This window comes from Stenotrophomonas sp. 8(2023) (assembly GCF_030345295.1).
GTDB classification, from domain to species: Bacteria; Pseudomonadota; Gammaproteobacteria; order Xanthomonadales; family Xanthomonadaceae; genus Stenotrophomonas; species Stenotrophomonas muris.
In genome coordinates, this window is the sequence record NZ_CP128404.1 from 4,169,219 (window position 1) to 4,187,382 (window position 18,164).

Annotated in this window: 15 protein-coding genes; 9 read left to right on the forward strand and 6 right to left on the reverse strand. The window is 67.2% G+C overall.

Features of this window, described 5'->3' with window-relative positions:
* Positions 1-43 precede the first annotated feature (43 nt).
* Entirely contained in the window at positions 44-1,582 is a 1,539-nt protein-coding gene (locus QP609_RS19300) for a GGDEF domain-containing protein (protein WP_014648695.1), read from the forward strand.
* A 319-nt stretch (positions 1,583-1,901) separates the two neighbouring features.
* Here the strand turns inward: QP609_RS19300 and QP609_RS19305 are convergent, their stop codons facing one another.
* Positions 1,902-2,828 carry a DUF808 domain-containing protein gene (locus tag QP609_RS19305; protein WP_014648696.1) on the reverse strand — a complete coding sequence of 309 codons (927 nt, stop codon included), beginning with the start codon at positions 2,826-2,828 and terminating at the stop codon, positions 1,902-1,904.
* A 211-nt stretch (positions 2,829-3,039) separates the two neighbouring features.
* Between QP609_RS19305 and QP609_RS19310 the strand changes: the two genes are divergently transcribed.
* Positions 3,040-4,683, forward strand: a complete 1,644-nt coding sequence (locus QP609_RS19310) for an AarF/UbiB family protein (RefSeq protein WP_227863714.1) — start codon at positions 3,040-3,042, stop codon at positions 4,681-4,683.
* A gap of 244 nt (positions 4,684-4,927) precedes the next feature.
* Positions 4,928-7,033 carry a phosphoglycerol transferase I gene (locus QP609_RS19315; protein WP_053496302.1) on the forward strand — a complete coding sequence of 702 codons (2,106 nt, stop codon included), beginning with the start codon at positions 4,928-4,930 and terminating at the stop codon, positions 7,031-7,033.
* A 517-nt stretch (positions 7,034-7,550) separates the two neighbouring features.
* Here the strand turns inward: QP609_RS19315 and QP609_RS19320 are convergent.
* Together QP609_RS19320 and QP609_RS19325 are read right to left on the reverse strand one after the other, a co-directional pair.
* Entirely contained in the window at positions 7,551-9,971 is a 2,421-nt protein-coding gene (locus QP609_RS19320; RefSeq protein ID WP_197621473.1) for a DUF3772 domain-containing protein, read from the reverse strand.
* Between the two features lie 95 nt (positions 9,972-10,066).
* Positions 10,067-10,315: a hypothetical protein gene (locus QP609_RS19325; RefSeq protein ID WP_014648700.1), complete on the reverse strand. Its 249-nt coding sequence runs from the start codon at positions 10,313-10,315 to the stop codon at positions 10,067-10,069.
* A gap of 182 nt (positions 10,316-10,497) precedes the next feature.
* Here QP609_RS19325 and QP609_RS19330 point away from each other — a divergent pair, with 182 nt between their 5' ends.
* The 3 genes from QP609_RS19330 to QP609_RS19340 all read left to right on the forward strand — a co-directional run bounded on the left by QP609_RS19330 (position 10,498) and on the right by QP609_RS19340 (position 12,820).
* Complete coding sequence (locus QP609_RS19330; protein WP_032958822.1) at positions 10,498-10,992, forward strand: lipocalin family protein; 495 nt, start codon at positions 10,498-10,500, stop codon at positions 10,990-10,992.
* Positions 10,993-11,005: 13 nt separating this feature from the next.
* Positions 11,006-12,214 carry an FAD-dependent oxidoreductase gene (locus tag QP609_RS19335; protein WP_197605372.1) on the forward strand — a complete coding sequence of 403 codons (1,209 nt, stop codon included), beginning with the start codon at positions 11,006-11,008 and terminating at the stop codon, positions 12,212-12,214.
* 126 nt (positions 12,215-12,340) lie between these two features.
* Positions 12,341-12,820 carry a hypothetical protein gene (locus QP609_RS19340; protein ID WP_014038776.1) on the forward strand — a complete coding sequence of 160 codons (480 nt, stop codon included), beginning with the start codon at positions 12,341-12,343 and terminating at the stop codon, positions 12,818-12,820.
* 83 nt (positions 12,821-12,903) lie between these two features.
* Here QP609_RS19340 and QP609_RS19345 read toward each other — a convergent pair whose 3' ends face one another.
* The gene (locus tag QP609_RS19345; protein WP_032958820.1) at positions 12,904-13,338 is read right to left on the reverse strand and encodes a PepSY domain-containing protein; all 435 of its coding nucleotides are present in this window, start codon (positions 13,336-13,338) and stop codon (positions 12,904-12,906) included.
* 145 nt (positions 13,339-13,483) lie between these two features.
* On the opposite strand from QP609_RS19345, the gene QP609_RS19350 reads away from it, so the two are divergent.
* From QP609_RS19350 to QP609_RS19360, 3 genes are read left to right on the forward strand one after another with little or no spacing between them, the layout of a single operon-like run.
* On the forward strand, positions 13,484-13,774 hold the full coding sequence (locus QP609_RS19350) for a PepSY domain-containing protein (RefSeq protein WP_049403791.1): 291 nt from the start codon (positions 13,484-13,486) through the stop codon (positions 13,772-13,774).
* A complete protein-coding gene (locus QP609_RS19355) occupies positions 13,774-14,433 on the forward strand; it encodes a response regulator transcription factor (protein WP_049441948.1) in 660 nt (219 codons plus the stop codon). The genes QP609_RS19350 and QP609_RS19355 overlap by 1 nt, the downstream gene beginning before the upstream one ends.
* On the forward strand, positions 14,430-15,749 hold the full coding sequence (locus QP609_RS19360) for a HAMP domain-containing sensor histidine kinase (protein WP_197621529.1): 1,320 nt from the start codon (positions 14,430-14,432) through the stop codon (positions 15,747-15,749). Before QP609_RS19355 ends, QP609_RS19360 begins: the two co-directional genes overlap by 4 nt.
* A 163-nt stretch (positions 15,750-15,912) precedes the next feature.
* Here the strand turns inward: QP609_RS19360 and QP609_RS19365 are convergent, their stop codons facing one another.
* Positions 15,913-16,233: a DUF6122 family protein gene (locus QP609_RS19365; RefSeq protein WP_005411369.1), complete on the reverse strand. Its 321-nt coding sequence runs from the start codon at positions 16,231-16,233 to the stop codon at positions 15,913-15,915.
* Positions 16,234-16,270: 37 nt separating this feature from the next.
* The gene (gene speA, locus QP609_RS19370) at positions 16,271-18,160 is read right to left on the reverse strand and encodes an arginine decarboxylase (RefSeq protein WP_014648708.1); all 1,890 of its coding nucleotides are present in this window, start codon (positions 18,158-18,160) and stop codon (positions 16,271-16,273) included.
* Positions 18,161-18,164: the final 4 nt, after the last annotated feature.

The window sequence follows — 18,164 nt, forward strand, 5'->3', positions numbered from 1 at the left end:
GATATGCTGGAACCAGTCCCTGCCAGCCCCCAGGATTCGCTCCATGACGGACCAGCCCGACCACCGCCCTGCCCCCGGTACCGCCCTTGGGCCGCCGGCACGCGTGCGCGCGGTGGTGGACGATGGGCTGGGCGACCGCGTGGTGCTGCAGGGCGGCGGTGGCGTGGCGCTGCAGCAGCTGTTCGCAGGCGCCGACGCGCCGGAACCGCTGCTGGCCGCGTTCGCCAACGGCATGGCCACCCTGCCCGGCGAGCTGGGCGACATGGGCGACCGCCTGCAGTCGGCGCAGGCCAGCGCCGATTGGCCGCGCTACGGGCGCGCGATGCGGCAGTTGATCGACAAGTACATCCGCACCATCGAACAGCATTCGCCGGATGGGCAACCCGAAAGCCTGCGCCTGTCCGAGCAGCTGCGGCTGCTGCTGGGCGGCGCGGTGGTGGCGCTGCTGCAGCACGACCCGGACCTGCGCGAACAGGCGCAGGCACTGGCCATGCACCTGCGCCAGTGGCAGCCAGGCACGGCGCTGGAACCGATCGAGCAGGGCGTGCGCGAACTTGGCCACCAGGTCGGCGTGCGTGCCGAGAGCTGGCAGGAGCAGCAGGCGCTGCTGCTGGAGCTGTTCGCGCTGCTGCTGGAGAACGTGAGCGAGCTGCTGGATGACCGCAGCTGGCTGCAGGGCCAGATCGCCGCGGTGCGCCAGCTGCTGGACGGGCCGTTGGAAGCTGAGGCGGTCGAGCGCACCCGCGCCGAACTGCGCGAAGTGATCTACAAGCAGGGCCTGCTGCGCCAGGGCATCGACGATTCGAAGGCGGCGATGCGCGGGCTAATGGGCGAGTTCATCGAGCGCATGGATGGCATGGCCACCAGCACCGGCGAATACCACGATCGCATCGGCAGCTATGCGCTGCAGCTGCGCGAGGCGCGCAGCATCGCCGACCTCAACCAGCTTCTGCAGGACGTGATGCGCGACACCGGCAAGGTGCAGCAGCAGGCCGCGCAGGCGCGCGATCACCTGGCCAACGCACGGCAGGAAGTGGAGCGTGCCGAGCAGCGCATCGCCGAGCTGGAGCAGGAACTGCGCGCGGCCGGTGACCTGGCACGCATCGATCCACTGACCCAGGCGCTGAACCGCCGTGGCCTGGACGAACTGCTGCAACGCGAGCTGGCCCGTGCCGCACGCAACAACTCGCCGCTGGGCGTGGCGGTGATCGATCTGGATGATTTCCACCAGACCAACGATGCACATGGTCATGCCGGTGGCGACGCACTGCTGCAGCACCTGGTGGCCGTCTGCAAGCTGCTGCTGCGCGCCACCGATGGCATCGCGCGGCTGGGCGGCGACGAGTTCGTACTGGTGCTGCCGGAAACCCAGGGCGCCGACAGCATGGCCACGGTGCAGCGCCTTCAGCGTTCACTGGCGCATCGCGTGCTGACCGTGCAGGACCGGCGCGTACCGGTGCATTTCAGTGCCGGGCTGGCGCAATGGCAACCCGGCGACGACACCGAAACCCTGCTGCGGCGCGCGGACGACGCGCTGTATGCCGCCAAGCGGCAGGGCAAGAACCGCGTGCAGGCAGGCTGACCGTCCGGCCCGCAGCAAACTACGTTGGTAGGTGCCAACCTTGGTTGGCACACGCAGAAACAAAGCGTCGACCAAGGTCGGCCTCTACCCGGCGACCCGCCGGCGATGATCCCGACCACCCTGAACCGCTTTGGTAGGTGCCAACCTTGGTTGGCACACGCAGGAAACAAAGCGCCGACCAAGGTCGGCCTCTACCGGGGAACCCGCCGGCGACGATGCCGACCACCTTGAACCGCTTTGGTAGATGCCAACCTTGGTTGGCACGCGTGGGAAACAAAGCGCCGACCAAGGTCGGCCTCTACCGGGAACCTGCCGGCGACTACTTGCCGCGCAGCTTCTGGAACCCGGTCACCGCCGCCAGCACGATGGCGCCGGCGATGATGCCCACCACCATGTTGCCCGCCGCGCTGACCAGCCAGCCCCACTGGCCCTCGCCGCCCAGCGCCTGTACTGCGTGGTGCAGCGCCGGCACGTTGTGCACCAGGATGCCGCCGCCGACCAGGAACATGGCAATGGTGCCGGCCACCGACAGGAACTTCATCAGCCACGGTGCCGACGCGACCAGGCCGCGACCGAAGGCGGCAACAGCCCCACCCTTGCGCGACAGGTACAGGCCCACGTCATCCAGCTTGACGATGCCCGCCACCAGCCCATAGACGAAGACCGTCATCGCCAGTGCAACCACGGCCAGCGTGACCAGCTGGTTGGTGAACGATGCGGTGGCGACCACGCCCAGGGTCAGTACGATGATCTCGGCCGAAAGGATGAAGTCGGTGCGGATCGCACCCTTCACCTTGTCCTTCTCCCACGCGACCATGTCCACCTGCGCGTCGGCCAGCGCCTTGCGGCGTTCGGTCTGGCGCTCGGCATCGTCGTCGGCCGAATGCAGGAAGCGGTGCGCCAGTTTCTCCACGCCCTCGAAGCACAGGAAGGCACCACCGATCATCATCAGCGGCACGATCAGGGGCACGTTCCAGCCGCGGCTGTGCAGCCAGGCTTCCAGCGCACTGATCGCCAGGGCCGCCGGCACCAGGATCACCTTGTTGACCAGCGAGCCCTTGGCCACCGCCCAGACCACCGGCAGTTCGCGGTTGGCGTTGACCCCGGTGACCTGCTGCGCGTTCAGCGCCAGATCGTCACCGAGCACGCCGGCGGTCTTCTTCGCGGCGACCTTGGTCAGCACCGAGACATCGTCGAGCAGGGTGGCGATATCGTCGAGCAGGGCGAACAGGCTGGCACCGGCCATGGGGCGTCCAAGAAAGGGAATAGGCGGATTCTGACCGATCCGGTGTGGACTGCGGAAGACACCGGGTTCACCGCATGCCCACCGCCCCCCGGCGACACTGCGGAATCCGGACATTGCCGGCCCGCAGCCGGCGCTACCTGTCTTCGTCGCATGGGAGTCCCGCTTGAGCAATCCGTCCGCCGCCAATGGCAATCCCCCGCTGGTCAAAGGCATGAGCCGGCGCAGCCAGATCCTGCGCCTGCTGATGCGCTACCGCCATTCGGGCGTGTTCTCGGGCATGAACCTGGATGCGGCAAGCAACCAGGCCGACGTGCCCGCCGACGGCAATCCGGAACAGTTCGTCAGCGACCTGGAAGCGTTGGGGCCGACCTTCGTCAAGCTGGGCCAGATGCTGTCCACGCGGCCGGACATGGTGCCGGTAGAGTTCGCCACGGCGCTGGAGCGCATGCAGGAGAAGGTGGCGCCGATCCCGGTCGAGCGCATCCACGCGATCATCGAGCAGGAACTGGGCGTAGGGGTGAACAAGCTGTTTGCCTCGTTCGATCCCGAGCCGTTGGGCTGTGCTTCGATCGCGCAGGTACATCGCGCGGTGCTGCACGATGGCCGCCAGGTGGCGGTGAAAGTGCAGAAGCCCGAAGTGGCCGCACAGCTGCGCTCGGACCTGGAGGCACTGCGCAGCTTCGCGCTGGCCGCCGACCACCTGACCCAGGTGGGTCGCCGCGTGCGGTTGCGCGACTGGCTCAACGAGTTCGCCAAGACCCTGATGCAGGAGCTGGACTACCACGCCGAGGCCGAGAACCTGGCGCGCTTCGGACGGCACCTGCGGCCGTTCCGCCGGCTGTGGGTGCCGCAGCCGATCTGGGACTACAGCAGCCAGCGCGTGCTGACGATGGAGCTTGCCACCGGCGTGCGCGTGGATGCGATCTCCGGCGTACGCCGCACCGAGCAGGACATGGACCCGTTGGCGGCGGCGCTGATCCGCGGCTACCTGGACCAGATCTTCGTGCATGGCGAGATCCATGCAGACCCGCACCCGGGCAACCTGCGGGTGATGCCCGACGGCCGGCTGGCGATCTTCGACCTGGGCATGGTCGCGCACATGCCGCCGCGCCTGCGCGAGCGTCTGCTGAAGATCCTGTTCGCGGCGGTCGACGGCCGTGGCGAGGAAGTGGCCGATGACCTGATCAGTATCAGCACGCGGCTGGAGGCCTTCGATGAAGAGCGCTACCTGCGCGAAACCGGTCAGCTGATCGCGCGCTATGCGGCCAGTGGCAGCTTCTCCGAAGGCCGCGTGGTGCTGGACATGGTGCGCATCGCCACCGCCTGCGGCCTGCGCACGCCGCCGGAACTGAGCCTGCTCGGCAAAGCCCTGCTCAACCTGGAAACCGTGTGCCGGCTGCTGGCGCCAGAGCTGGACACGCGCCGCATCGTCGAGCGCCAGCTGCAGCACGTGATGCGTGCGCGCCTGAAGAAGTCGCTGTCTGCAGCCAACATCGCCAGCGAGGCGATGGAGCTGCAGCAGCTGCTGCGTGATGGGCCGCGCAAGCTGTCGGACATCATGGCGCTGCTGGCCGAGAACCGCCTGCAGATGAAGGTCACCGGCCTGGAAGAATCGCGGCTGATGGAGAACCTGCAGAAGATCGCCAACCGCGTGGCGGCCGGCATCATCAGCGCCGCATTGATCATGGCCGCCGCGATGATGATGAGGATCGACACCGGCTGGCACCTGTTCGGTTACCCGCTCATCGCCCTGATCCTGTTGTTCATCGGCGTGGTGCTCGGCCTGGGCATCGTAACCAGTGCATTGCTGTTCGACCGTCGTGCGCGGGCACGCGAAGAACGCGGGCATCGCTAGCGCATCGACGAAAACGCCCGTATTCATGCAGTTTTTAATGCAATCCAGCTACCCCTTTCACGCTCGTTTTACCTTCTGAGCGCGACTACGCGCGCGTCATTTCAACAAACATTTCAGTCAGGTTCGTGCATGCACTATCGGGTCATCGGCCTGTCACATGCATGTGCTTGCGGCAGCGCCGGTCGGATGGACACGCGTCGGTACGACGTCCATCACCACCACCCCGTCACTGCCGAAGCTGCCTATGCTCTGGATACTGCTGCTGTCGTTGTTGCTGTTGTGCTGGTTGTTCCTCGCGTCCGACAAGTGGGTGTGGTGGAAGGCCGGCGCGTTCTCGCTGCTGCTGCTCATGCTCAGCGCGTGGTGGCTGATCGACAAGCTGTCCGGTGATGGGCTCAATGCCGCCACCCTGTACCACCTCGGCGCCGACATGGAAGGTGCCGGTGTCTCCGACTTCAAGGGCTACATCGCCGGCTTCATCGTGTTGGCGCTGGTCTCGCTGCTGCCACTGTTCGCCACACGGGTGAAGCGCTGGCGCCGGCCCGGCCACGGTGGCGCGTTGTTCGCCGGTTTCGCGGCCGTGTGGGTGGCCACGATCATGATCAGCCCGCTGGCCCGCGACGGCCAGCGCCTGTACCAGCAGCTGCGCCCGGTCGACTTCGCCCGCATCGCCCCTGAGTACCAGGTGCCGACGCAGCCGCTGCAGCGCCCGCGCAACATCGTCTGGATCTACGGCGAAAGCCTGGAACGCACCTATCTGGACGAGGCCGTGTTTCCCGGCCTGATGCCCAACCTCAACCGCCTGGCGTCCGAGTCGCTGGACGTGCGTGGGCTGGCCTCGGCCGAAGGCAGCGGCTGGACCATCGCCGGCCTGGTGTCGTCGATGTGCGGCGTGCCGCTGACCACCTCGCAGGGCGATGAAAACAGCATGGACCGCATGGGCAGCTTCCTGCCCAAGGCGGTCTGCCTGGGCGACTACCTGAAGCAGCAGGGCTACACCAACCACTATCTGGGGGGTGCCAACGGCCAGTTCGCCGGCAAGGGCCAGTTCCTGGCCAGCCACGGCTTTGATGAAGTGCATGACCTCGCTTGGTTCAAGCAGCAAAAGAAGATCGGCCGCATCCACTACTCGGCCTGGGGCGTGCACGACGACGTGCTGCTGGATACCGCCTACCAGCGCTTCGAACAGCTCTCGCGCGCCGGTTCACCGTTCATGCTGACCACGTTGACCATGGACACCCACCACCCGGCGGGCCACCTGCCGGTATCGTGCAAGGGCGAGCGCTACCAGAGCCAGTACGGCAACATCAACATGCTCAACGCGCTCAAGTGCAGCGACCGGCTGATCTCGCAGCTGGTGCAGCGCATCCAGGCCAGCCCGTACGGCAAGGACACGCTGATCGTGATCGCCTCCGACCACCTGGCGATGCCCAACGATCTGACCCACATCCTGACCCGGCAGAAGCGCGAGAACCTGCTGCTGTTCCTGGGCGATGGCATTGCCCCGCAGCAGCTCAGCGCCGACGCCGGCACCACCCTGGATTCGGGTGCCACCCTGCTCAGCCTGCTGGACCCGAACCTGAAGACGATGGGCTTTGGCCGCTCGTTGATCGACAGCCAACGCGCACCCAGCGCCAGCGTGGCGGCCCGGCGCGATGGTGGCCGCGACTACCCGCAGTACCTGGCCTTCGCCCGCTCACTGTGGCTGGGCGAACCGACCCGCGAACTGAAGATCGATGGCGATGACCAGGTAGTAGTCGGCCTGCAGCACGTGCAGCCGCCGGTGCTGCTGGAGTACGACAAGGACTGGGGGCTGAAGTCGGTCTACCTGGAGAACACCTCGCGCCAGTTCGATGACGCGGATCCGGACAACACGCTGGCCTATGTTGATCGCTGCACCGCATTCGAGGACGGCTCGGCCGACGGCGACTGGTGTGCGCTGCTCGTCAACCGCGACAACGGCATCAAGCTGTACCGCGACAATGACCTGCGCGGCGGCATCGCGGTCGATGCACCGCTGGACGCATTCCAGGGCCCGCGCCCGAGCGTGCGCCAGGCGCACATGATCACCCAGAAGGGCCGCCGCACCCGTGCCGGCCAGTACATGCTGCAGCTGGTGGCGAGCACGCGCCCGGATCGCGGTTTCTGGATCGAGGCGGTGTCCTCGCAGCGCAAGGTGGTGCTGGCCCAGCAGTGGGTGCAGCCCGATGCCGACGGCAAGATCAACGTGTCGTTCGGGCTGGACCACGAAGTGGATGATCTGGAGATCCGCGCGTGGTTGAACCATGCCGAGAAGCTGGCGGTGGATACGTTCGCACTGGTGCCCTCGCGCAGCCGACCACGGGGATAGGGTTCTTTGCAGGGCTGCGCCCTGCACCCGTGGTAGTGCCGGCCGCTGGCCGGCAACCTCAGAAGCAACGGCAACAGCGTGCAATCCGTGGTTTGGCGGGGCGGTGTCGACCTTGGTCGACACACTCTGTCAGATATCGAAAATCAAGATGGGGTCAGATCCGTTTTCCTCCGGAAAACGGATCTGACCCCAAGAGCATTTCCGACAAATCGCGGGAAACTGTCGAAGCCGGGGTGGGTCCGGTCGCAGGAGTGTCCGCGGCATGGATGCCGCGGCCAAGCCCCCATGGGTGAGGGCGCTTTGCTTGCGAAGCACTGCTTCGCAAGCGCCCGAACGCACAGCCGCCAGGGGCTGGGCCGGCCTGGGGGTTTACGGCGTCTACCGCAACCGGACCCACCCCGCCATCCCGCAGGAAATCAGCTGTTGCTGTTGCTGTTGCTGTTGCTGTTGCTGTTGAAGTTGCCGGCCAGCGGCCGGCACTACCGCGGGTGCAGGGCGCAGCCCTGCAAAACAACCCCTACTCCTGCGGGTCGCGGATGATGTGGATGTCGGTCGGGGTCGACAGCGGAATGTTCCGCTCGGCCAGGATCTGCAGCAGGCTGAAGTACAGATCGCTGCGGGTTGCATACACCTGCCGCGGGCTGGCCACGTACGCGAAACTGTTGATGGTGATCTGGCCACCGGCAATGCTGTCGATGTAGACCGTCGGCGCCGGCTGCTTCAGCACGTTGGTGTGCGCGGTGTATGCGTCCAGCAGCGCCTGCCGCAGGTTGCCGACATCGGTGCTGGGCGGCACCGCGAACTGGATCTGGATGCGGCCCTGGTTGTTGCCCATCGTCATGTTGCGCACGGTCTTGGTGACCAGCTCGGAGTTGGGCACGATCAGCGTCGACTTGTCGCCCACCTGGATCTCGGTCGATCGCAGGCTGATGCGGCGGATGTCGCCCTCCTGGTCACCCAGCTTCACCCAGTCGCCGATCTTCACCGGGCGCTCGGCCAGCAGGATCAGGCCGGAGACGAAATTCTGGGTGATCACCTGCAGGCCGAAGCCAATACCCACCGACAGCGCGCTGACCAGCAATGCCAGCTTGCTCAGCTGCAGGCCCATCGCGCTCAACGCCCAGATCACCGCGATGATGATGCCCACGTAACGGGCAACGGTGCTCACCGAATTGCGTGCGCCCAGGTCCAGCTCGGTCTTGGGCAGGTAGGTGTCGGTCAGCCAGCGCTGCACCAGCTGGGTGATCGCCAGGCCGGCCAGCAGCGCCAGTACCGCCAACACGATCCCCGCCGGTGCCAGCTTGGTGCCACCGATATCGAATCCGGTCGTGAACAGTGAAGTGAAGCGCTCCACCACCGCGCCGATGTTGCCGAACGGTGCCACCAGCGCCAGCAGCGCGATCAGTACGACGATGGTACGCAGCGCTGCCGACAGCAGCACGCCCGCCTGTTCCAGCCGCGATACGCTCAGGCCGGTGCTGAGCAGGATGGTCTGGCCGACCTTGCTGTCGGCGTTGAGCATCCACGTGCTCAGGTCATCGACGAACTTGAACAGCAACGTCGCGGCCAACACCACGATGCTGCCGCCGATCAATTGCTGGTTCACGAACTTGGCGAAATTCAGGTAGCCCAGCAATGTGGCAATGATGGCGGCCACCACCGCGATGTTACCCGCTACCCGGGCCAGTACCAGCCAGCTGCTGCGGCGCACCGGCGTGGCTGCACCCACGCCATCGGCCTGCGCTTCCAGCTTGGCCTCGGCCTCGGCGGTCTGCCGGCGATGCAGGCGCGCCAGGGTCACCAGCATGGCCATGATCAGGCCGAGGTAAGTCAGCGCAATCAGTCCGTCCAGCGCCACCGTGGTGACGTCGCTGGTGCGCGTGGCCTGGTCCAGGGCCACCAGCACCGTGCTCAGCCAGGCCAGCGCCGCCGCGCCCCAGGCGTATTTGCGCAGCTTCAGCGCGGCGGTGTCGTCCAGGTTCAACAGCCGCCATGACGGGCGCTTGGGCACCAGCAGGCAGGCGCTGAGTGCGGCGATGAAGGCCGCGCGGAACGTTGCGGTCTCCAGGCCGTCGGCCACCACCTGCAGGCGCGGCGCGATTCCATCGATGGCATCCAGCGCCGCCATCAGCACCACCACGGCATAGCCGGGCAGCAGCGTACCGACCAGCAGCAGCCACATGGCCAGGCCGGACCGGCGCAGTCGACCATCAGGCGCACGTTCGGACGCAGCAAAACGGCGTCCCAGCCTGCGCAGCCACAGCCGCAGTGGGAACATCATCACCAGCGCGGCCAGCAGGCCCAGCAACGGCGTGCCCCAGCCATGGGCGCGGATACCGGCGACCAGCGCATCGCGGCCCTGCCCGGCCAATGGCACAACCCGCGCGATATCGATCGGCAGACGCTCGGCCACCTTGCTCCACAGCGCGGGCGACAACGGCGAGGCCACCTTCTGGCCCAGTTCTTCCGTGCGTTGCGCGGCTCGCTGCTGCTCGATGTCCGCCGCCAGCTGCTGCGCACGCACGGCACTGGCCTTGGCCTGCACCACCGAAGCGGCCAGGCCGTCACGCTGTTTGGTGAGGGTGCGCCGTTGCGCCGCCAGCTCCGGCGGCTCAGCGGCCCCTTCTGCCGGCGTTCCCAGCTGCGCCAGCTGTTCGTTGAGTCGGTCCAGCTGCGGCTGCAGCGCCTTTTCCAGCGCCTCGGCATCGCGCCGTGCCTGCGAGGCATTCTCGGACAGCATCGCCAGCGTCTCGGTGGCTTCTGCATCGCCACGCTTGCGCTCCACATCCTTCAGGCTGGAATCGATATCCGCCAGCTGCTGCTTCGGCGTGGGGTCCTCATCCTGCGCCAGCACCGGCGCGGACAGCAGGAAGGCGGTGCACAGCAGCAAGACCCACCAGGGCCCCCGTGCACGGATCGATCGCAGGAAAGAAGACACGCAGCCACACCGGTTCGCGCGGACCACCGCGCCTGCGCGCGACTATACGGCAGAGCCGGTCAAGGCCGGATGGGCGGCCCCGCCAGCGTCGCGCATCAGTACTTCAGCCGAAGCTCTTCCACCGTCGGCTGCTGCAGCGCATACCAGTCCTGGAACTCTTCCTCGGTGATCTCATCGGGCGCGTACACCGCCACCGGGTGCCAGTCGTGGTCGGTCGGCAGCGGCTGGCGCGGGCCGGCGCGCAGGCTGTAACTCACACCTTCGTAGTCGACCAGTTCGTCGACCTGCGGCCACTGTTCGCGCGCGAACGCAGATTCACTCTTCAACAGGATCACCTGGTACATCGGCACCTCCACCTCGGTTGGATCAGGAAAACACGGCGCTGGCGGCAGGATACCCCCAGGCCGGTGACAACGGGCGCTCCGCCGGGGCGACGGAACGTTCTGGACACGGCCATCGCCCCGGCTTCACCCGCCCATGGCAAGGCCATCGGCATCGTGGAGGCCCACCCCTGCCACGACCGCCGATGACCGAGCACCCGCCGCTGAAAACCGTCGCCGACCTCAAGCTGCCGCGCTACCTGGGCACCTGGTACGAGATCGCACGCCTGCCGATGCGCCACGAGCCGGAAGGCTGCACCGACGTATCGGCGCACTACACCCTGCTCGACAACGGCAACGTCGGCGTCACCAACCGCTGCCGCATGGACGGCGAGATCGAAGAGGCCACCGGCGAGGCCTGCGCTGTCGACAACGACAGCGCGCGGCTGGAGGTCAGCTTCCTGCCCAAGGGCCTGCGCTGGCTGCCGTTCGCCAAGGGCGACTACTGGGTGATCCAGATCGCCCCGGACTACAGCGTGTCGCTGGTCGGCAGCCCGGATCGCAAGTACCTGTGGCTGCTGGCGCGCGAGCCGCGCCTGGACGCGACCGTGCAGGACCATTATCTGGCGGCGGCCCGCCTGCAGGGCTTCGATCTGTCCGAACTGATCCAGACGCCACATACCGGCAAACCCACAGCCTGAGCCCCACGCACGCATGGACCTGAAAAGCGGTTACCCGTGGTGGGCCGTACGCAACGGACTGATCCAGGCGTTCCCCCCGCTGGAGAAGGATCTGCGCTGCGATGTGCTGGTGGTCGGTGGCGGCATCACCGGCGCGCTGATTGCCGACGAGCTGTCCCACCATGGCCATGACGTGGCCGTGATCGAGCAGCGTGACATCGGCTGGGGCAGCACGGCGGCCAGCACCGCGCTGCTGCAGTACGAGATCGATACCCATCTGCTCGAACTGGCCGAACGCTACGGGCAAGACGCCGCAGCACGGGCGTACCGGGCCTGCGCGGAGGCAATCCCGGCACTGGGCGAAGTGGCACGCGGGTTGAAGGACGTGGATTTCCAGCGCATGGACAGCCTGTACCTAGCCAGCCGCCATCGCGACGTGCCGCGCCTGATGGCCGAAGGTGAGGCGCGGCGCAGCATCGGCCTGGATGCCCGCTGGCTGGACCGCGAAGCGCTTCGCGAGCGTTTCGACGTGGATGCCGGCGGCGCCCTGCTGACCCGCCAGGCGGCGCGGGTCGATCCCTACTGTCTCACCTACGGCCTGCTCAAACGAGTGCGCCGCCGCGGCGGCCATGTGCACGACCGCACCGTGCTGCACACGCTCAAGCCTGGCGCGCAGGGCGTAACCGCGATGACCGAGGCCGGCGCCACGGTCCGTGCCCGCCACGTGGTCCTGGCCATGGGCTATGCCAACCAGACGTGGCTGGAACAGCGGGTTGCGCGCAACCGCAGCAGCTATGCCTTCATCACCGATCCCATCGAAGCGGACGTGCTCGGCAGGCTGCGCAACACGATGGTGTGGGAAAGCGCCCGCCCGTACCTGTACCTGCGCGCCACCGGCGACCGCCGCCTGCTGGTGGGTGGGCTGGACGACGCCATCGATATCCCCGCCCGGCGCGACCGGCGCGTTGATGGCAAGGCCGGCAAGCTGATGAAGCAGCTGCGGCACTGGTTCCCGCGACTGGATCCGATACCCGCCTTTTCCTGGGCCGGCACCTTCGCCGAAACCGCCGACGGCCTGCCCTTCTTCGGCCCGCACGCGCAGTGGGGACCGCGGGTCCATTTCGCCATGGCCTACGGCGGCAACGGCATCACTTATTCGATGATCGGCGCCCAGCTGCTGCGGGCCCGGATCGAGCGGCGCAGGCATGCGCTGGAATCGCTGTTCGGGTTCGAACGGTTGTAGCGTGCAGCCAGGCATGACCTGGCTCTACCGCAAGCGGGCGCCGACAGGCATCATTCAAGCAACCCCTGCTAGCGTCGGCCTGTACCGCCGCGTGTTGCGTGGCCACCTGTCCGCTGGAGCGCCGTCATGATCCGCCCCCTGACCCTGTTGCTGTGCCTGGCCCTGCCGGGAACCGTGCTGGCCCAGTCCGCCGCTGGCGCCACTGCGCCGCAGGCTGCCGGCCTGGACTTGACGCTGCCGCAGGCGCCGATGCGCTACCTCAACGACCCGGCCCTGCAGCAGGACCCGCCCGGCACCTATTACGGTGACAAGAGCGGCCCGCGCGTGCACGACGATGCGAAGATCGCCGACGTGACCGACGACAAGGTCAAGGTGTCCGGCAGCTTCACCACCGGCATCGGCTATTCGAAGAACGGCGGCAACAGCCACTACAACGCGGCCACGCTGAACCTGAGCAAGAACTACACCACCGATGAAGGCAAGACCCACGGGGTCAACCTCAACATCCACGTGAGTGAGGGCAAGGGCCCGGGCTTCTTCGGCCCGTATGGCGGCTACTACGGCCGCGGGCCGGGCTGGGATTACCCGCCGCCGTACGGCTGGTAAGCCAGCCCCTGTAGAGCCGAGCCCATGCTCGGCTACGGTTGGCCGCAAAGCCGAGCATGGGCTCGGCTCTACAGAGGCCAACGTCAATCCAGCCAGCCATCGCGCTCGCTGTGCAGGATGCGGCCATCATGACCGCTCAGGCGCACCTCTACCTTCTGGTTGCGGGCATTGCGGGCTTCCAGCGACCAGGTCGCACCATCGCGTTCCAGCGAATGGATCTCGCGCAGGCCATGCGACTGCGCCCGTGCCAGCACCTGCTCGGTAGTCAGCAGCGCGCGGCCGCTGTGCTCATCGAAGATCTCGCCGGTCTTCGGGTCAACGTAGACCTCGCTGAAGCGGCCATCGGCGCGGCTCACGTCAGCCTCCCACAGGCCATCATCGCGTTCGATCTCGTGGATCTGGGTGTAGCCGGCCTTGCGCAGGGTCTGTTCAACCTGGGCCATGCCCAGCGGCGCGGCCTGTACGGCCGGCGCGACGGCGAGCAGGGCAACAGTGGCGAGGGTGAGCGACTTCAACATGGGGGTTCTCCTGTTCGTGGCCGGACCATCCCGGCAACGCCACGATGCATGGCCCGGTTAACAGCGCCGTAGCCGTGGCTGTTAGCCGGCTGTTAGTCATCCCCGCCACACTCGCGCCTGTACCCCTCTCTCTTTCGTTACCCGCATGCTCGCCACCCTGCCCCTGCTGCTGGCCCTGGCCAACGCCCCGACCGCCGCCGCGCCCCTGCAGGACCCGGCGCAGCAGGTCGCGCGTCGCGCCGTGCAGCAGGGCCGCTACGTGCCGCTGGAGAGCGTGGTGCGCGATGCGCTCAAGCGCTACCCCGGCCAGCTGCTGGAAGTGGAGCTGGACGACGGCGTCTACGAAGTGGAGATCCTGCGCGGCGACGGCGTGGTGGTGGAGCTGGACTATGATGCGCGCAGCGGAAAGCTGCTGAAGACGGAGCTCGACGACTGATGCGCATCCTGTTGGCCGAAGACGATGCCGCACTGGCACAGCGCCTGGTGCCCCTGCTGGAACAGGCCGGCTATGTGGTGGCGGTGGTCGCTGACGGCCGCGAGGCCGAAGAAATCGGGCAGATCGAAGACCTCCAGGCCGCCATCGTCGACCTCGGCCTGCCCGGGCTGGACGGGCTGAGCGTGATCGAGCGCTGGCGCGGCAACGGCCGCAGCTTTCCGGTGCTGGTGCTGACCGCGCGCGGGCGCTGGCACGACAAGCTGGCCGGCTTCGATGCCGGTGCCGACGATTACCTCACCAAACCCTTCCAGGCCGATGAGCTGGTGCTGCGCCTGCGCGCCCTGATCCGCCGCAGCCATGGCCACGCCAGCCCGCGCCTGCACTGCGGCCCGCTGCAGCTGGACGTCAATGCCGGCCGCTTCGAGCTGGATGGACAGGCGCTGCCACTGAGTCCGCAGGAATTCCGCCTGCTCAGCTACTTCATCCACCACAGCGGACAGGTGATCAGCCGCGACCGGCTGGGCGAACAGGTGTTCGACGGCGGCCACGACCCGGACTCCAACGCACTGGACGTGCTGCTCGGACGCGTGCGCCGCAAGCTCGGCATCGACCTGATCCAGACCGTGCGCGGCCAGGGCTGGCGGCTGGCCGAGCCATGAACCGGCAACCGTCGCTGCGGCGGCGCCTGCTGCTGGCCGGCGGCGTCGGGCTGCTGCTGGTCTCGCTGCTGGCCAGCGCTCTGCTGGGCGAGCTGTTCAAGCGTAGCGCGCGCGACCGCCTCGACCACGAACTGCAGCAGGACATGCTGACCCTGCTGTCACAGGCCGAAGTGGACCCGGACGGGCAGTTGCGCCTGCGCCAGGAACCCAATGATGCGCGCTTCCAGCGCGTGTTTTCCGGTGCCTATTGGCAGATCGCCGGTGCCGATGGCCGCGTGCTGCTGCAGTCGCGCTCGCTGTGGGATGAAACCCTGCCGGCGAAGGCCGCCGGGCCGGCCACGCGCAATCTGCCCGGGCCGCTGCAACAATTCCTGCGTGCACGCGTGCAGCAGGTGCGCCTGCCACGCGCCAGCGAACCGTTCGTGGCCGTGGTCGCCACCGACCGCAGCGCGCTGGATGCCGATGTTGCCGCGTTCCGCAAGCGCACCGCCATCGCACTGGGCGTGCTGGTCGCGGCGTGGCTGGCGGTGCTGGCCAGCCAGGTGCACTTCGGCCTGCGCCCGCTGCATCGCCTCGGTGCGCAGCTGGAACGGGTACGTCGCGGCGATGCGCAGCGCATCGACACACAGGGACTGGGCGCGGAGGTCGCACCGCTGGGTGAAGAACTCAACGCGCTGCTGGACCACCAGCAACGCATGGTCGCGCGTGCGCGCACCAGTGCACAGGATCTGGCGCACGCGCTGAAGACTCCACTGAGCGTATTGGCCACCGAAGCTGACAGCGACGGCACGCATTGGCGTGCCACCGTGCGCGAGCAGAGTGCGCGCATGCAGGCCAGTGTCGACCGTTACCTGGCTGCAGGACTGGCTGCCGACCATCGCCAGCGCACCGACGTGGCGGCCGTCGCACAGGCGATGTGCCGGCTGATGGCACGCGTGCATGGCGAACGTGGCATCACGTTCACGGCGGCAGGCATCGATCCGGCGCTGCAGTTCGCCGGCGCCAGTGCGGATCTGGAGGAGATGCTGGGCAACCTGCTGGACAACGCCTGGCGCTGGGCGCAACAGCAGGTCACTGTCGAAGCGGAAACCAGCGAAGGGCAGCTACGCATCGAAGTGCGCGACGATGGCCCCGGCCTGGCCGCAGACGCGCTGGAACGGGTCACCCAGCGTGGTGTACGGCTGGACGAGCGCGAAGGCAGCAGCGGATTGGGCCTGGCGATCGTGGGCGATATCGCCGCCAGCTATGGCGGACGATTGCAGCTGGAGAATGCGCAGCCGGGCCTGCGTGCGACGTTGTGGTTGCCGGTGGCGTGACGCGGCCAACCCAACGGTGGGTAGTGCCGGCCGCTGGCCGGCAGCCACGTGATCACCGGGAACACCCAGCGGAAGCCGGCCAGTGGCCGGCTCTACCGAGCGCCAATCCGACCGGTCGCCGTGCACCCGGTAGGTGTCGACCTTGGTCGACACGCACCAAGCATCAACGGTGATGCATCCACCAGCAATCAATCGCGTCCAGCACGATGTGGATGATCAGACCGATACCGAACAACCGCGTTTTCTTCGGCACGCACAGCCCGGCATAGACTGCGATGGCCGGTGCGGTGTGCAGCGGGTGGAACCCGATGCTGCAGCGGTTCGGTGCATAGATCGGGTCGGCCAGCAGATGGTCCAGGTCGATGATCCAGCCCAGCAGCATCAGCAGCCACGCCGAGGCAAAGCGCTTGCGCCAGAACAGCCATGCCAGCAACGCTGGCACGGCGGCATGCAGGAACAGGTGGAAGATCGCGCGCGCGCTCATCGGCAACGGTGGCGCCGGGCAAACCCGGCGCCGTCCATCACACCAGCGGTTCGTCGGACAGGTAGGTGTAACCGGTCAGGCCGGCTTCCAGCGCGTCCGACAGTTCCTGCGCGCGTTCCGGCGACAGCTGCGCTGCAGCCACGCGCTGCGCATAGGTCGCACGCAGTTCGTCCAGGCGGTAACCCACGTAATCCAGCATCACGTCGGTGGTGTCGCCGCGGCGCTGCTGGGTGATGGCGTAGCCATCGGCATCGGCCAGCACTTCCACCGCGTCGGTATCGCCGAACAGGTTGTGGATGTCGCCCAGGATTTCCTGGTAGGCGCCGACCATGAAGAAGCCGATACGATAGCTCTCGCCCGGCCTCATCTTGTGCAGCGGCAGCGAGCTGTCCAGGCTCTCGTTCTCGACATAGGTTTCCACCATGCCATCCGAGTCGCAGGTCATGTCGGCGATGATGCCGCGGCGGTCCGGGGTTTCATCCAGGCGCTCGATCGGCACGATCGGGAACACCTGGTCGATCGCCCACACGTCCGGGATCGATTCGAACACGCTGAAGTTGACGAAGTACTTGTCGACCAGGCGCTCGTTCAGTTCGTCCAGCACCGGGCGATGGCTCTTCTCGTCGTAGCTCAGGCGCGCACGCACGCCATGGGCGATGGCGTAGAACAGGTCGTCGATGCGTGCACGCTGCGGCAGGTCGATCTGGCCCAGCGCGTAGCTGGCCAGGCCTTCGGCATGGAAATGCTGCGCTTCCTGGAACAGTTCCACCGCCGGGCGCACGTCCAGTTCGTCGTGGATCTCGCGCAGGTGGCGGATCGCTGCCGGCTCGTCGTCGTGCTGGTCCGGCACGCGGCCTTCCTGTGCCTCTTCCACTTCCGACACGTTGGCGATCAGCACCGCGTGGTGCGCGGTCATTGCGCGGCCGCACTCGGTGACGATGCGCGGCGGGGTCAGGCCGAACTCTTCGCAGGCATTGGCCAGCGGCTGCACGATGTTGCTGGCGTAGGAATGCAGGCCGTAGTTGATCGAGCAGAAGCTGCGCGAACGGGTACCTTCGTAATCCACGCCCAGGCCACCACCCACGTCGACGTGGGTGATCTTCGCGCCCAGGCGCGACAGCTCCACGAAGTAGCGGGTGGCTTCGCGCATGCCGTTGGCGATGTCGCGCACGTTGGAGATCTGCGAGCCCATGTGGAAGTGCAGCAGGTTCAGGCAGTCGGCGTACTCGGTGTCACGCAGCGACTTCCACAGGTCCAGCAGCTGGCGCGGCGACAGGCCGAACTTGGCCTTGTCGCCACCGCTGTTCTGCCACTTGCCGGCGCCCAGCGAGGCCAGGCGCATGCGCACGCCCAGGCCCGGCTTCACGTCCAGCGCCTTGGACTCTTCCAGCACCAGCTTCAGCTCGGACGGCTTCTCGATGACGATGAAGGTCTGCAGGCCCAGCTTGCGGCCGATCAGGGCCAGGCGGATGTACTCGCGGTCCTTGTACCCGTTGCAGACAATCAGGCCACCCGGGCGAGACAGCGCCAGCACGGCCATCAGCTCGGGCTTGCTGCCCGCTTCCAGGCCGAAGCCTTCGCCGTGGTGGCTGGCCAGGGTGCCGGCCACGCCGCGGGTCTGGTTGACCTTGATCGGGTACACGGCGGTGTAACCGCCGCTGTACTCCCAGTCCTGCTGGGCCTGGGCGAAGGCCGCCTGCAGCTTGCCCAGGCGCTGGCCGAGGATGTCCGGGAAGCGCACCAGCAGCGGCAGCTTGGCACCGGCCGCGCGCGCAGCGTCCACCACCTTGGGCAGCGATACCACCGGGCCGTCCGCCCCGGTCGGTCTCACCACCATGTGCCCGGCCTGATCCACGTCGAAGTAACCGTCCGCCCAATGCGGGATCGAGTAGGTCTTGCGGGCTTGGTCGAGGGACCAATCGGTCATTTCA

Excerpts from the sequence above, each read along its gene's own strand:
- QP609_RS19300 (WP_014648695.1), top strand. The coding sequence starts at position 44 with ATGACGGACCAGCCCGACCACCGCCCTGCCCCCGGTACCGCCCTTGGG.
- QP609_RS19305 (WP_014648696.1), bottom strand. The coding sequence starts at position 2,828 with ATGGCCGGTGCCAGCCTGTTCGCCCTGCTCGACGATATCGCCACCCTG.
- QP609_RS19310 (WP_227863714.1), top strand. The coding sequence starts at position 3,040 with ATGAGCCGGCGCAGCCAGATCCTGCGCCTGCTGATGCGCTACCGCCAT.
- QP609_RS19315 (WP_053496302.1), top strand. The coding sequence starts at position 4,928 with ATGCTCTGGATACTGCTGCTGTCGTTGTTGCTGTTGTGCTGGTTGTTC.
- QP609_RS19325 (WP_014648700.1), bottom strand. The coding sequence starts at position 10,315 with ATGTACCAGGTGATCCTGTTGAAGAGTGAATCTGCGTTCGCGCGCGAA.
- QP609_RS19330 (WP_032958822.1), top strand. The coding sequence starts at position 10,498 with ATGACCGAGCACCCGCCGCTGAAAACCGTCGCCGACCTCAAGCTGCCG.
- QP609_RS19335 (WP_197605372.1), top strand. The coding sequence starts at position 11,006 with ATGGACCTGAAAAGCGGTTACCCGTGGTGGGCCGTACGCAACGGACTG.
- QP609_RS19340 (WP_014038776.1), top strand. The coding sequence starts at position 12,341 with ATGATCCGCCCCCTGACCCTGTTGCTGTGCCTGGCCCTGCCGGGAACC.
- QP609_RS19345 (WP_032958820.1), bottom strand. The coding sequence starts at position 13,338 with ATGTTGAAGTCGCTCACCCTCGCCACTGTTGCCCTGCTCGCCGTCGCG.
- QP609_RS19350 (WP_049403791.1), top strand. The coding sequence starts at position 13,484 with ATGCTCGCCACCCTGCCCCTGCTGCTGGCCCTGGCCAACGCCCCGACC.
- QP609_RS19355 (WP_049441948.1), top strand. The coding sequence starts at position 13,774 with ATGCGCATCCTGTTGGCCGAAGACGATGCCGCACTGGCACAGCGCCTG.
- QP609_RS19360 (WP_197621529.1), top strand. The coding sequence starts at position 14,430 with ATGAACCGGCAACCGTCGCTGCGGCGGCGCCTGCTGCTGGCCGGCGGC.
- QP609_RS19365 (WP_005411369.1), bottom strand. The coding sequence starts at position 16,233 with ATGAGCGCGCGCGCGATCTTCCACCTGTTCCTGCATGCCGCCGTGCCA.
- speA (WP_014648708.1), bottom strand. The coding sequence starts at position 18,160 with ATGACCGATTGGTCCCTCGACCAAGCCCGCAAGACCTACTCGATCCCG.